The organism is Peptoniphilus lacydonensis, assembly GCF_900106515.1.
GTDB classification, from domain to species: Bacteria; Bacillota; Clostridia; order Tissierellales; family Peptoniphilaceae; genus Peptoniphilus_A; species Peptoniphilus_A lacydonensis.
Genome location: NZ_FNWF01000003.1, coordinates 865,152 through 880,755, shown reverse-complemented (window position 1 = coordinate 880,755; position 15,604 = coordinate 865,152). Strand labels below are relative to the sequence as shown.

The 15,604-nt window shown below is 30.2% G+C and carries 10 protein-coding genes; 8 read left to right on the top strand and 2 right to left on the bottom strand.

Annotated elements, in window-relative coordinates; genetic code table 11:
* The first annotated feature begins 187 nt into the window (after positions 1–187).
* A complete protein-coding gene (locus BQ5450_RS05950) occupies positions 188–1,432 on the top strand; it encodes an L-cysteine desulfidase family protein (RefSeq protein ID WP_071126283.1) in 1,245 nt (414 codons plus the stop codon).
* Between the two features lie 56 nt (positions 1,433–1,488).
* On the opposite strand, the gene BQ5450_RS05945 is transcribed toward BQ5450_RS05950, so the two are convergent.
* The gene (locus BQ5450_RS05945) at positions 1,489–2,919 is read right to left on the bottom strand and encodes a TraB/GumN family protein (protein WP_071126282.1); all 1,431 of its coding nucleotides are present in this window, start codon (positions 2,917–2,919) and stop codon (positions 1,489–1,491) included.
* A 10-nt stretch (positions 2,920–2,929) separates the two neighbouring features.
* Positions 2,930–3,997, bottom strand: coding sequence for a pyridoxal phosphate-dependent aminotransferase (locus BQ5450_RS05940; RefSeq protein WP_071126281.1), 1,068 nt, complete (start codon positions 3,995–3,997; stop codon positions 2,930–2,932).
* Between the two features lie 269 nt (positions 3,998–4,266).
* On the opposite strand from BQ5450_RS05940, the gene BQ5450_RS08900 reads away from it, so the two are divergent.
* From BQ5450_RS08900 to BQ5450_RS05905, 7 genes are all read left to right on the top strand, one after another.
* Positions 4,267–9,402 carry a Cna B-type domain-containing protein gene (locus BQ5450_RS08900; protein ID WP_083379738.1) on the top strand — a complete coding sequence of 1,712 codons (5,136 nt, stop codon included), beginning with the start codon at positions 4,267–4,269 and terminating at the stop codon, positions 9,400–9,402.
* Entirely contained in the window at positions 9,392–10,039 is a 648-nt protein-coding gene (locus BQ5450_RS05930; protein ID WP_010246846.1) for a class C sortase, read from the top strand. The genes BQ5450_RS08900 and BQ5450_RS05930 overlap by 11 nt, the downstream gene beginning before the upstream one ends.
* A 177-nt stretch (positions 10,040–10,216) precedes the next feature.
* Positions 10,217–11,215, top strand: coding sequence for a threonine aldolase family protein (locus BQ5450_RS05925; protein WP_010246844.1), 999 nt, complete (start codon positions 10,217–10,219; stop codon positions 11,213–11,215).
* Positions 11,216–11,224: 9 nt separating this feature from the next.
* The gene (locus BQ5450_RS05920) at positions 11,225–11,860 is read left to right on the top strand and encodes a hemerythrin domain-containing protein (protein WP_071126280.1); all 636 of its coding nucleotides are present in this window, start codon (positions 11,225–11,227) and stop codon (positions 11,858–11,860) included.
* Positions 11,861–12,064: 204 nt separating this feature from the next.
* Positions 12,065–14,806: a heavy metal translocating P-type ATPase gene (locus tag BQ5450_RS05915; RefSeq protein ID WP_071126279.1), complete on the top strand. Its 2,742-nt coding sequence runs from the start codon at positions 12,065–12,067 to the stop codon at positions 14,804–14,806.
* Positions 14,803–15,072, top strand: a complete 270-nt coding sequence (locus tag BQ5450_RS05910) for a metal-sensing transcriptional repressor (protein ID WP_010246838.1) — start codon at positions 14,803–14,805, stop codon at positions 15,070–15,072. The genes BQ5450_RS05915 and BQ5450_RS05910 overlap by 4 nt, the downstream gene beginning before the upstream one ends.
* 7 nt (positions 15,073–15,079) lie before the next feature.
* Complete coding sequence (locus BQ5450_RS05905; RefSeq protein ID WP_071126278.1) at positions 15,080–15,535, top strand: hypothetical protein; 456 nt, start codon at positions 15,080–15,082, stop codon at positions 15,533–15,535.
* The last annotated feature ends 69 nt before the right edge of the window (positions 15,536–15,604 follow it).

The window sequence follows — 15,604 nt, the reverse complement described above, 5'->3', positions numbered from 1 at the left end:
TTGAAATTAATAGAAAAAATTTTCCTAGATATATGGAAAATTATATAACCTAATTTAATTTTTTATTTAAAAGTGGTTAATTTATTGTTGCAATTTAGATTGTAATTTAAGTCTATATAAGATAATAAAATTAAAAAAATTTTGATATAATATAGTTGTAAAAAAATAAAAGAGGAAGGAAATTTTTATGGATTACAATAATTTTTTAAGAGAAAAGATGATTCCAGCTTTTGGCTGTACTGAGCCCATAGCTTTGGCTTATGGTGCAAGTCGTGCCAGATTTATTTTGGGAGAAAATCCAAAAAAAATTACAGCAAAGTTATCGGGCAATATGATTAAAAATGTAAATAGTGTTAAAGTTCCAGGAACTGATGGGAGAAAGGGAATAGAAATTTCACTTGCAGCTGGAGCTTTTCTAGGTGATTATAAAAAGAAACTTGAAGTTCTATCTGGCATAGATAAAAGTAAGCTAGATATACTTGATGATTTAATAGAAAAAGGTCTAGTTGAAATTATTTTGCTTCATGAAAAGAAAGGTCTTTATATAGATATAATTATGGAATCAGATAAAAATAAATCTGAAGTAATTATAAATGATTTTCATACAAATATTATTTATGAAAGTTTAAATGATGAAGTTTTATTTGAAAAAAAATATGAAGAAGAGTGTGAAGAAAATAAAATAGATTTATCCTTTGATAAAATTTATGATTTTGCGAAAAATGGAGATTATGAAAGTATAAAAGATTTACTAGATACAGAAATTGAATACAACTGTGCAATTGCAGAAGAAGGAATTAAAAATAATTGGGGAGCAAATATTGGCAAATTAGTTTTAACTGATGCAAATGACAAAAATTATGAAAAATTTGTCGCCTATGCTGCAGCAGGTTCTGATGCGAGAATGTCTGGTTGCGAAAAACCAGTTGTAATAAATTCAGGCAGCGGAAATCAAGGCATAACTGTTTCTGTACCTGTAATTATGTACGCAAGGGAAAATAATATTGACAGCGACACTCTTTATAGAAGTCTTATTTTTGCAAATTTAATTGGCCTTTACATAAAAGAAGGAATTGGAGAACTTTCTGCTTACTGTGGAGTTGTATCTGCAGCTTCTGCTTCTATTTGTGGCATTGCCTTTTTAAATGGAGAAGACAAGGAATTGATAAAGGAAACCCTAATAAATTCACTTGCCACAAATTCTGGAATAATTTGCGATGGAGCAAAGGAATCTTGTGCTATGAAAATTGCATCTAGTTTAAAAATGGCATTTTTATCTTATAGACAAGCAAAATCTGGAAATTCTTTTAAAGCAGGAGATGGAATTGTAAAAAAAGATGTTGATGAAATGATAAAAACTATTGGTCACATTGCAAAGGACGGAATGATGGAAACTGACGAAGTAATTTTAAAGGAAATGATAGGAAAATAAAAATTTTAATAAAAAGACGAAGTACACATCTAATATTGATATGTACCTCGTCTTTTTTATTTTTCTATAACATTATAGCCCATGCTCTTTAAAATTCCTGTTACAGAATTTTCTGGAACAAGATGAGCTGATCCTATTAATATAAAGTAAGTGTTTTTACCATCTTCTTTTAATAATGTGTCAATTTTTTTTGCCATATTTTTATCTCTGTCAGATAAAAGTGCTTCGTTAAATTTTTCTGCAGCTTTATCCCCATTTGTAGATAAAAGTATTTTCATTTTATCTTTGTCGCCTTTTTCCCAGACATCAATCATTTTATCAAGCTGGGCATTTATATTCTTGTATCCATTTTTTTCAATTTCATATGTAAGATTTTTTATCATAGAAATATAGGACTCTTTGTCAAAATTTGAGAGTAAATCTGATTGAAATTCAACAGATTCAAGTTCGTCTATTTCAATTTTATTTAAAAGACTAAGTGCCAAGAAATATGACTCAACTCCATAATCTGATGTCGCAGTTTCTCTATTGGGATCAATTGAGAGAGTATTGTAAATTGCCCAAGGCTTTATACTTTTCACTTGGTCTTCAGTCATTCCAAAATTTTTAAAAATATCTAATACCCTTTCGTAAAGTTCTTCGCCCAAATCATCCTTTAAATTTCTGCCATCTTTGTAATAAATTTTTTCTTGCATTTCTGCTATTTTTTCTTGATCCGTTAAATCTATCTCCATATAAATTTTATCAGAATTTTTTAAAGACTTTACAATATTATTGTCAATAGGATAAAGGGAATTTCTGCCTACATGAATGGATCCAAGCATATAAACTTTGTTGTTTTTGTTATTTATTTCGTAGAAAAATCCCTTTGATACCTTGTCATTGTCTTGCAAAACTTTTTTAACAGCTCTATTGTATAGAGAAAGCATTTCTTCAAGAGGAATTTTTTCATTTAAGTAATTTTTACTATCTTCGCCCAAAAATATTTTCAAATCTTTTAAAGATTTTATTGAAAATTTATCATTATTTAAAAGTTTTGAAATAGATTCTAAAGTTTCAAGACGACTTAAATTTTTAAAATTAAAATTCCCACCAGTTTTTATGTTGCGAGATTCAATTTTTTCTTTTGCAAGATTGTAAGCTGTATTTGCATCTTCCCTAGTAACAGCTTTTGTAAAATCCTTTCCATTTGAAAAGCTTGAAATTGGAAATAAACCCATAAATTGTATATCATTTAATTCACTACTTGCCCAAGGACTAAATATTAGATCTTTAGGTGCAGTGGATTCTTCCTTAGATCTCAATTCGTGAGCTTCTTCTATTTTTTTATCTAGAGTATTTTGATTTTCGCTATTTTTATTAAAATTATCCTCTACCTTGACTTCAGTAATAACAGGAGCATTTCTATCTGCAGCAAAAGTCAAACTTGGCACAAAAAGTGAAGGCACTAAGACTAAAGTAGAAAATATTTTTTTTAATTTTTTCATTTTATCACCATTAATAAATTTCTTTTAAAAATTGTAATAATTTTTCATTTGAATTATCATCTAAAATGCAAATTCTAAAATAAGAATTGTCTAAATTTTTAAAAGTTTTACAATCTCTTATAACAATTCCATATTCTAAAAGTTTTTCACGCAAATTTGTAGAATTTATCCCATTCAAAATTTTTATTAAAATAAAATTCCCAAAACTTTTAAAAGGTTTTAAATTTTTTATTTGAGAAATTTCATTGTAAATATAATTTCTTCTAGAATCTATAAAATTAAAAATTTTATCAATATATTCTTTGTCAGAAAACATTACCTTGCCACAAATTTCTGCAACAGAATTTATTTGCCAAAGAACTTCCCTCTCTTTAAAATAATTTAAAAAGTTTTTATCAGAAGAAATTCCATATCCAAGTCTTATTCCAGGAAGTGCAAAAAATTTTGAAGTACCTCTTACTATCGCAAGATTTTTATAATGTTTAGTTAGCTTTGTAGAAGAAAAAATATCCATGTCTGTAAATTCCACATAAGTTTCGTCTACTAAAATTTTTGCATCAGTTTCTGTTAAAATTTTTTCAATATCTAACGCACTTAAAATTGTTCCAGTGGGATTATTTGGATTTGCAAAGACAAAAAGTTCAACTTTATTTTTATTTATTAAATTTATAATTTCGTCTAAATTTATTTCGAAATTATTTTTTTCTTCTAGATTGTATTCTATTATTTTAGAATTTATTTTTTTTAGTTCATTTTCATATTCAGAGTAACAAGGTGAGAGTATCATAGAAATTTTTGGATTAAAAAATTTTATAGCATCCTTTAAAATTTCTGTGGAGCCTAGTCCAAGTACAATATTTTTTTCATCACAACTTGCATAATTTGAAATAGAATTTTTAAGATCTATGTACTCTACATCGGGGTAGCTTGAAAGTAAAACTAAATTATTTTTAAGAGAATTTAGAGCTTTTACACTTGGTCCCAAGGGATTTATGTTGGAAGAAAAATCTTTAATATCTTTTATTTCTATACCATTATTTTTTGCAATTTCAAAAATATTTGCACCATGACTATTCATTTAAACACCTCCTTAATATTGTACCCTATTTTTTAAAAAATTACATTTAATATATAAATTCGACCAAAAATGTAAACATTTTAGTAATTAAAAAAATTTTATTATAAAAGTTAGAAAAATCCGATAAAATAGTGTCTTTTGATTAAAAAATAATTGAAAATATGATATACTCATAATATAAATGTCTTCTTTAATATTCCTTAAAATAATTTTATTATATAGAATTGTTTTTGAGGAAAAATAAATAGCAAAAAGGAGGAAAAGACATTATGTTAAGAAATAAAAAATTAATGGCATTTTTTTTAGCTTGTTTAATGCTATTAAGCACATTTGTTCCAATTGGAGAAATATTTGCACAAGGTGCAAATGAGCTAACAAAAACAAAGATAAGTAGAATGGAAGTTAAAGATCAAAATGGTAATACCATTGATCTTAATGACGACATTGCAGAAGAAAAAAATTGTAAATTAGAGTTTGATTGGGATTCTAGTGAATACGAAGAAAACATTAAGGCAGGAGATTACTTTAATGTAAACCTTCCAAAAAACTTTAAAACATCAGAAAATGATTTTACAGTCAATACCATTGATGGAGTTCAAGTTGCAAAGGCACAAGTAAATAACTCTAATTCTGAAGTTGGGGGAGGTACTCTAAAGGTAGTATTTACAAGCCTTGTAGAGGATAAAACAGATGTAGCAGGTAGTATTGCTATCGAAGGCAGCCTACTAAATACAAACAATCCTCCTGAAGAAAGAGAATTAGAAATTAAAGAAGACGAAGCATCGACAGAAAAAGTGATGAATGCTGAAAATAATGAAAATGATAATAATGAAGATAATGAGGTAAATGGAAGCTGTTCTAATATTGACCTTAGCTTAGATATAGAATCACACGAACAAACAGAATATTATGGAACAGATTTAATTCAAAGTAATGTAGTAATTGATGGTAAGGGAATTGAAGGTCAAGTTGAAGGATTATATTATGATATTATATTCCCTTCTGAAGAGTTTCCAATAAGAAACGATGGGAACTGGGATCCTATTGATGTGACAAGATGGGAAGACCCAAATAACCAAGGAAAGTATATAGATTCTTCAGCTACTATAAAAGAGTATCCTATGATTGATAAGGTGGAAAAGAGAGTAGAAGATAGGAAGACCATTTATAGAGTTTATTTAAAAGCCATAGATTCGACTACCACTTTAAAAATACCTTATACCTTTAGTTTTAAAGACAACATTACACCACCAGATTATAAATTCCAACCAGAAGTTAAGCTTTATGATGCAAGTGGATGTCTTATAAAAGAAGTAAAAGATAAAGTTTATTCTATTAAATATGATGACTTTAGAGGAAGAAAATTAGTTAACCTATCTAGTGAAAAAGACCAAATGAATTATGGCGGTAGTGAAGATAAAAATGATCCTCGAAGAATATCAGAAAATGACACAAGACCTGTAAACTTCCAATTCAAGTTAGAAGTTAAAGATCGTGGTTACAATGGAAGCAAAGCAAGAGCTCTTAAATCTTATGTAATCACAGACACCCTACCAACTTATACGGATAAGGATGGAAGGGAAAGGACAGCTGAATTTAGAGAGGAAGAAAACCCAGGATGGGTGCTTTCTAAAGATGGAAAGACTGTAACTTATAATCTTAATGAAAGAAAAAGACATAGTAATAAGGATGGAGACTTTTTATGTGGTGGCGCTGAAGGCGACCTATATGAAGAAGGTGTTCAGCTAAAATTACGCTTTCCAGGTGCAAAAACCAATTCAAAGGATATGCCAAAAGAGGATAGAGTATATTATGACAATAGTGTTGATATAGAAGCAAGGCCATATAACCCAAGTGAAGGGGAAGTTTACAAGGCTTCAGCTAATTTAAGCTTTCAATTGACATCCGATCCATTAGATGGAAGCGGCGTATTTTGGAAGAATAATGAATTTGATGACGGGGTATACCATCCGGAGACACCAGCCAAGACTTATTATGATCCAACAGGTATGGCTAGTGCAGAAGTCAATTATAGCGTTTTTCTAGAAAACAAGACACCTGAGCCTATGAAAAATATAGTCATAATTGAAGATGCTAAAAGCTTTGATCCTAGATTTTATGTTTCAGGTATATTTATTCCAGAACAAACTACACCTAATAAACATAACTTGAAACCTGAACAGTATGAGATAAGGGGGATTAAGTCAGACGGGACTTATGATATTATAACTGAAAAGTTATTTGGATATACTGAGCATCCGATAAATAAACTTGCTCAGGAAGAAGCAAAAAATATAAGAAGGCAAGTTCTTGATGGAAAGATAGAAAGAGAAAATGCGCCGGCTGTAAATCCAGAGTATGATAAAGTAGAGATACATTTTAAAAATTATGAACTGCCAGTAGGTGCTCAGCTTAAATTAGGTTTAAAAATGAAGTACAAGGATCCTTTTAAGGTTAAATTTGAACCAGATAGAGCCCTTAATAATACAGCAGAAGTAAATTTAAAATCCGGAGAGGATGAATATAATTTTACAGCATCAGCAGATAAATACCTCATACCAATAGAAGAGTCTGTTAAGCTCTATAAAAGCACCGATTACTTACGTAATCCTACACCTAAGGTTGGAGATCAGATTAGATTTAAAATAGAATACGATTTTAGAGGATTATCTGACCAAAGAGAACTCTCAAACCTAACATTTGTAGATCTTTTACCTGAAGGTACAACTGTAAGTACAGATCCAAAAGAATTAGGTTTAAGAGCTGATGTCGGAAGTGGATTTAATTATAAATATGAGCTGGTAAAGAATTACAATAATACGGGTAGAGACGCTTTTATTTTAAAATATGACAACTTTTTAGTGGGTGAATTTAGGAATGTTCATGGTAAGAAATTAGAATTTAGTTTTGGAGGAAGAATTAATGAGAATATTGTTCCAGAAAGGGCGATTACAGAAAAACTTAATAATGACAATATAGTATATTCTTACTTCAATGATGACCAATCTGTGTTAAACCCTAAGGTTGGTGACCCTATGTCATTTACAGTAGTTGTTGATAAGCTGGATATCAATAGAAACGGGAAGACACATGATTCTATCCTAATGGCGAAGTCAAAGGTAACCTCAACTTTGGCACAGAGTGTAAAAAGTATTAAAAGAATAAGAAGTTTAGAACCAGCAGAAGAAAATGGGGACCTTGTATATGACAGGGCATTTTCATTAGATACAGTTACTAATTATGCTGATAAAGCCAATGATAAATTAGGTAGGTTTGAATATCAGCTTAGAGTAAATAACTATAAAGATGAGTATTTAAATAAACTGGAAATATATGATGTACTACCAAGTTTTACTGATGGAAATAATAAATACAGGAATAAACTTGTCGATGAAATAAAAATCTATAAAGCTGGTAAAGATATAACAAAGGATTTTAATATTTTTTATACAACAGATGAGAATCCTTCAGAAGACCCAGTAAAAGCTGTAAAAAGCCAAAATTGGGTTAAAAATCCGACATCATACGAAGATGTAACCGCTGTAAAGATAATCGGTAATTATGACCCAGTATTAACACAATATGAAACCCTAGATATCAGACTTCAAATGAAAGCTCCAGAATATCCTGGCAGCAATGTTCTTAATGATAAAGTTGCAACGAACAGCTTTTTTGTGAGATATGCAGATGATGGAAATTTTGGAAAATCTAATTCTGTTACGAATGGCTTAATAAAAAAAGAAGACATCAAAGTCGAAAAGATTTGGCAAGATAAAGATGGCAAAGTTATAGACGCTCCAACAGGCAAAATAGAAGTAGAACTATATAAAGATGAGCAAGCCACAGGAAAGAAATTAGAATTAGATAAATCCAACAACTGGAAAGCAGAATTCAAAAACTTAGAATTAGAAGATAAATCCGACATATATACGATAAAAGAAGTCGGAGAAAAAGACGGCTCAATCAAGTTTGGAGATAAATGGTATGATGTTTCATATACGAGAACAAAGGAAGATGGTTTTAAGATCACAAATAAAGAACCAAATCCATTGACACCATTAGACCCACCAAAGACAGATGTAAAAGTCGAAAAGATTTGGCAAGACAAAGACGGAAAAGAAATATCTGCACCAGTAGAAAAAATTGAAGTAGAACTCTACAAAGACGGAAAAGCTACAGGTGAAAAGAAAGAACTAAACAAAGCTAACAATTGGAAAGCAGAATTCAAAGACTTAGACGTAGTAGAAAAATTGGACTCAAAAAAAGCCTACAAATACACAGTAAAAGAAGTTGGCGAAAAAGATGGTAAAATTACAATTGGTGATAAAAAATACCAAGTAAGTTACGATGGAAATGAAGAAAAAGGTCTAACAATAAAAAATAAGTTAGAAGAGAAATCAGACCCATGGACACCAATAACTCCATCAAAAGAAGACATCAAAGTTGAAAAAGTTTGGCAAAATAAGAATGGAAAAGTTATAGAAGCTCCAGTAGACAAAATAGAAGTAGAACTTTATAGAGATGGAAAAGCTACAGGAGAAAAGAAAGAACTAACAAAAGACAACAAGTGGACAGCAGAATTCAAAGACTTAGACGTTGTGGAAAGCTTAGATTCAAAGAACTATTACAAATACACAGTAAAAGAAGTTGGTGAAGATACTGGTTCAATTAAGATTAATGGAAATTGGTACAAAGTGAATTATAGTGGATCTATGGAAGATGGTTATACTATAAGAAATCAAGAAGAACCAAAATCACCGCCAAGACCAAGACCATCAGAACCTAATACCATAGATATTAAAGTTAAAAAAGACTGGATTCTATATGGAAATAAGCCAGTAGACAAAATAGAAGTAGAACTTTATAGGGATGGAGAAGCGACAGGAAAGCTCCTTGACTTAAATAAAGACAATAATTGGAGTGGTGAATTTAAAGATTTAGACGCTAAGAAAAGTTCAAATTCAACACATGATTATCATTATACGATAAAAGAAGTTGGCGAAGCTGGAAACACAATAAAATTAGATGGAAAATGGTTTGATGTCAATTATCTTGGCAGTGCAGAAGATGGATTTACGATTGTAAACAAAGAAGAAAAGCCAACTAGACCAGATAGATCAGAAGATCCAAAGAAACCAGAAAAACCAGATACTCCAAATAAACTGGATAATCCAGAAGAGCCTGAAAATCCAAACACTCCAGAAGAACCAAATGAGGTTGAAACACCAGACAAACCAAACACTTCCAAGACTCCTTCACAAGGTAAAGAATTGCCTAAGACAGGAGATGGATTGAATTTATCAACTTACGCTTGGATTCTACTGGGACTAGGAAATCTTTCTACATTTGCTGGAATTCAAAGAAAAAAGAAACTAAACTCAAGAAGAAAGAAAAATGTCAAATAAAGAAAGAAAGGATTATCTTAGTAAATCTCTTATTGGTATTGGATTAATATTAATAGTCTTTGCCATTGCATTTCTGGTTCTTAACAAAAAAAGAATAGAATTTAAAAAAGAAGCATCAATAAACCTTGAAAGCCAAATGAAAGAGGAATTACCTTCTTTAGAAAATTATGAAAAAGAAGAACAACCAGATGAAGTAAAGGATACTATAAAAGATACAGCAATAGGTGTTCTCAGAATTGATAAGATTGGGGTTATAACTCCTATTAGTGAAAATACCAGTAAACAATCTTTATTGACTGGTTCAGGCATTGTAGAAGGTACTGATATACCAACATCAAAAGACAACACTATAACAGTTCTTGCAGGACATAGAGGGGGAAGAAATGAAACGCAATCCTTTCTAAATATTGATAAGCTGGAAATTGGCGATGAACTAAAAATCACTACAAGAGAAGAAGAACTTTACTACAAAGTAGTTGATAAAGAAGTGATTGAACCCACAGATTGGAGTAAATTCACACGAGAGGAAGGAAAGACAAAGCTATTTTTAATGGCGTGTCACCCTTATCCAAAAAATGATAAAAGACTCTTAATTAAATCAGAATTAATAAGAAGTGACGAAAATATCGAAAACTGAAAAAATCAAAGCTATAAAAGGTGATGTTGCAGAATAGGAAGATCTATTCTGTTCATCACTTTTTTATATTTTATTTCAAATATTATATAAAAGATATCATAATTTAATATTGTAGCCTATTTTTTAAAAATTCACATTTAATATATAATATTGGGTAATAATAATACGGGGTGAGTTATGAATAATTTTTTAAATGATTATAACGATTTTGGTTCAAGAGAAATTTATGAGGAAATTAATAAGATATTTGATGAAAAAATTTCTGGTTATGGTTTAGATGAAATTTCTAATTCTGCTAGAAAATTAATCTTAAAGGAAATAGATTGTGATGCAGATATAGAATTTGTATCTGGAGGAACTGCTACAAATATTTTGGCAACTACTTTTGCATTAAGGCCTTTTGAAGCAGTTTTATCTGCAAGTACTGGCCATATAACTCATCATGAAACGGGGTCAATTGAGGCGACAGGTCATAAAGTCGTCACAATAGAAAATTCTAATGGAAAATTAAAAGCAGAAGATATAAAAGAATTACTAGAAAATCAAGCTGGAGAAATTGATGTAAAAATAAAAGTTGTCTATATTTCACAAACCACAGAGCTTGGGACAGTTTATTCGGTAGATGAGATAAGAGAGATTTATAAAGTCTGCGAGGAAAATAATCTTTATTTATATATTGATGGTGCTAGAATTGCCCATGCAATGGCTGCAAATAATTCAAGACTTTCTGATTATGCAAAATACTCACATATTTTTTCTATTGGTGGCACAAAAAATGGCGCAATTTTTGGGGAAGCTCTTGTAATATTAGATGAAAATTTAAGAAAGGATTTTAGATATTATTTGAAACAAAGAGGGGCAATGATGGCAAAATCTTTCTTGATAGGTTTGTCATTTAAAGTATTATTTCAAAGTGGTCTTTACTATGAAAATGCAAATAAAGCTTATAAAATGTCAAGACTTCTGTTCCATGGTCTTAGTAAAATGGGAAGAGAGCCACTTTTTGGAGAGTCAAATCAAATTTTTATAAAGTCAAATCCAGATGAAATTAAAAAGTTACAAAGAGAAAATATTTTTGAAATAGATAATAAAAGAGAGTCAATTATTAGACTAGTTACAAATTACAGAACAGAAGAGAGTGATGTAATAGGATTTTTAAATTCTTTAGATAAATAGGAGGAAAAAATGTTAGATAGAAATATGACAGTTGAAGCTGCAGTTATGGAGAATCCAAAGATTTTAAAGGAAATTCAAAAACTTGGCGCAGAGTATGATTTTATTGCAATGGAAAGTTTGGAAGATGCTTTAAAATCTCTTGGTACAAATTATGAAGATTTTCTAAAAAAAGTTCAGGATCAGGTTGAATTTAAAGATATGGACAGAGTTTATAAAATGAATAAGGAGGAACTTATAAATTATATTGTAAATGAAATTCATCCTTACGAACTTGAAATGACAGAAAAAATTGATGAAATTTTTAGAGGTGCAATAAAAAAATATTATAGAGAGAGGGGAGAACAACTCTTTGTAATATATGAAGTTATACTTCTCATTAAGGCAGAACTTATTTCACACTTTTCAAGCGAAGAGGAATTTGAGTTTAAAGATGCTTTAGCTGGAAAAGATGTTGATTTCGAAAATTTGATTGCAGAACATGAAAAGACAATTGGACTTTTTGACAGAGTAAAATATTTAACTCGTGATTATAAAATGAATGCGGAAGAACCAGAAGTTAAAGAACTTAATAGTCTTATGGAAGAGCTTGACGAGGACATAAGAAGACATATTTATATAGAAAATGAAATTTTATTTAAGATGTAAGTTTTTGTGAAGTTAAAAAATTTAATAAGAAGTTTTTATATGGTTTAGTTTTTTACTAGACCATATTTTATTGTACGCTTTATCTTATAAAATATTATGCAATTTAGGAAATAAAAAAGATTTTTATGTGAAGATTTGTAAATTTTTTTTATTTGTGTTAATCTAATAATAGATGACACCCAATAGGGGGTGGGAGGAGGTAATATGGAGAAAAAATTTGATGTAAGTGGAATGACTTGTGCATCTTGCGTGGCTAATGTCACAAAAGCTGTTGAAAAACTTGATGGAGTTCAGTCTGCAAATGTAAATCTTATGACAAACTCTATGAAAGTAAATTTTTATGAAGATAAAGTAAGTGAAGAAAAAATAATTAGTGCAGTGGAAAAAATTGGCTATGGTGCAAGTGTGTCTGGCAAAAAAGTTTCACAGGAAGATAAAGTAGAAGATAACAGAGAAAAAAATTTAAAAAATAGACTTGTATCTTCAATTATTTTTATGGTGATACTAATGTATGTATCAATGGGGCATATGGCTCACCTTCCAACTCCAAAAGTTTTTAATGGAAGAGAAGGGTCAATTATTTTTGCTTTTACGCAATTTCTTTTGGCACTACCTGTTGTGTATATAAATAGAGATTTTTACATTTCTGGTTTTAAAGGACTAAAAAACAAAGCTCCAAACATGGATAGTCTTGTTGCCGTTGGTTCATCGGCTGCACTTATTTATGGAGTTTTTGCAATTTACATGATGTCCTATGGCTTTGGACACAATAATATGGAAATTGTTGACCTTTACAGAAAAAATTTATATTTTGAATCTTCTGCAATGATATTAACTTTAATAACTGTTGGAAAGTATTTGGAAGAAAAATCAAAGAATAAGACTAGATCATCTCTTTCAAAACTTATGGACCTTGCTCCCAAAATGGCGACAGTTGTAGAAGATGGAGAAGAAATTGTAAAAAATATTGAAGATGTAAAAGTCGGCGATGTTTTAATTGTAAAACCTGGAGAATCTGTTGCAGTTGATGGAAAAATAATAGAAGGATCATCAACTCTTGATGAATCGGCAGTTACTGGTGAATCAATACCAGTGCCAAAAGCTGTTGGCGATAAAGTTATCTCTGCTTCTATTAATAACACAGGTTCCTTTAAATTTGTGGCAGAAAAAGTTGGAGAGGACACTACAATTTCACAGATAATAAAATTAGTAGACGAGGCAAATCAATCAAAAGCACCTATTGCAAAGCTTGCAGATAAAATTGCAGGAATTTTTGTGCCAACAGTATTGATTGTTGCAACTGTAACTTTTATTATTTGGATGAGTCTTGGTTATGGTTTTGAAAATGCACTTAATTTTGCAATTTCTGTTCTCGTGATATCTTGTCCATGTGCTCTTGGACTTGCTACGCCAGTTTCTATAATGGTTGCAACAGGTAAAAGTGCAGACTTTGGACTTTTATTTAAAAATGCAGAGGTTTTGGAAAATCTTCACAAAGTTGACGTAATTGTAATGGATAAGACTGGCACAATTACAGAGGGGAATCCAAAAATTACAGATATAATTACAGATTTAGATGAAGATGAGTTTCTAAAAATTGCTGCTTCGTTAGAGAAAAATTCACAGCATCCACTTGCTTCTGCAATTTTAAATTATGCTGAGGAAAAAAGTATAAAGATTTCTAATGCAGATAATTTTAATTCTGTAAGTGGTAGAGGTATTAGTGCAGATATAGATGGTGTAAAATATTTCACAGGAAATATAGAATTTATGCTTGAAGAAAAAATAAATTTGAAAAATTTTGAAAAAAGTGCAGAAAATCTTGCAAAAGAGGGCAAGACTTCAATGTACTTTGCAAGAGGAGATGAAGTTATTGGGATAATCTCTGTAAAGGATCTTCCAAAGGAAAATTCTAAAAAGGCCATCTCTCTTTTAAAAGAAATGAACAAAAAAATTGTAATGTTAACTGGCGACAATGAAAAAACTGCAAAGACAATTGCAAATGAAATTGGAGTAGATGAAACTTTTGCAGGACTTTTGCCACAGGAAAAAAATAAAAAAATTGATGAAGTTCAGAAATCTGGGAAAAAAGTTCTTATGATAGGTGACGGAATAAATGACGCACCATCACTTGCAAAGGCAGATATAGGAATGGCAATAGGTCATGGCACAGATGTCGCAATTGAATCATCAGATGTAGTTCTAATGAGATCAGATCTAATTGATGTAGTTTCCGCAATTGAAATTTCAAGGGCGACAATAAAAAATATTAAGGAAAATTTATTTTGGGCGTTTTTCTACAATGTAATTGGAATACCTATAGCTGCTGGAATTTTGTTTCCACACTTTGGTATAAAATTGTCGCCAATGTTTGCAGCCTTTGCAATGAGCATGAGTTCAATTTTTGTTGTGAATAATGCACTAAGGCTTAGAAGGTTTAAACCAAGGACAGTAGTAAATCCCATGAAAGAAAATTCTGATATTAAAAAAGATAGTAAAGAAAAATTTGAAAAAGAAAAAAATATGACTACAATAAAAGTAAGTGGCATGACGTGCGAGCACTGTGAAAAGAAAGTTTCTGATGCACTAGAAAAAACTGGAAAGGCAAAAAATGTAGAAGCAAATCATGAAAGTTCTTCTGTAAAATTTATAGATGAAGGCATCACAGAAGAAGAAATAAAAAATGCAGTGGAAGAAGCAGGTTATGAAGTTATTAAAAATAAAGGAGAAGATAGTATGGAAAAAATTTTAAATGTTGAAGGAATGAGCTGCAATCACTGTGTGGCAACAGTAAAAAAAGCACTAGAAAATGTTGATGGTGTAAAAGAAGCAGATGTAATTCTTGAAGAAAAGAGAGCAGAAGTAAAACTTGATAAAGAAGTTTCTGATGAAATTCTTGTAGACGCAGTGAAAGATGCTGGTTACTCTGCAAAAATTGAAAAATGAGAGCAGATAGGGAAGTCCAACTTAGAAAATTAAAAACTGTCAGGGGACAAATTGATGGTCTTATTAAAATGGTTGAAGATGACAGGTATTGCTTGGATATATCAAATCAGCTTATGGCATCAATTTCAATTTTAAAAAATATAAATAAAGATGTACTGACGGCACATTTAAAGGGCTGTGTCAAGGAATCTTACGGAAAAAGTGAAGATGAAATTGATGAAAAAATTGAAGAGATAAACAGTATAATTAACAAATTGTCAAAGTAGGAAGATTATGAAAAAAATAATATTTTTAATGATGATGATGTTTTTGTTATCATCTTGCAAAAAAGATGATTCTCATGAGATAAAATTTTCCTCTGGAGAAGTTTATAATTTTCAGTCTTTATCTGTAGAAGTGATTTCTGATGAAGAAAAAATGACTACAAGAGAGATTTTTAACAGTAAAGGCGAAGAAGAAAAGTTAGGAGAAATAATAAATCTCTTAGGTAATTGTAAAGTCGCAGATGAAGGATACTCTTATGCTTCAATTCCAGACTACAAATCTTTATTAATAAAATTTCAAACTAAAGACAAAGAAGATACAATTTATATGTATGATTCAGAAAGAGATAGGAATACAAAAAAATTCCACTATACTTTTACTGGAAGACTTGGAAAATATGAAGGGGCTTGTCTTTTATCTGATGATGATTTAATTTCAGAGATAAAGTCTATTATTCAAAAATAAAATTTATTATAAAAAAAGATTGCGGTATTTTTGCATCGCAATCTTTTTTAAGTGCTAATAGGTGTATAA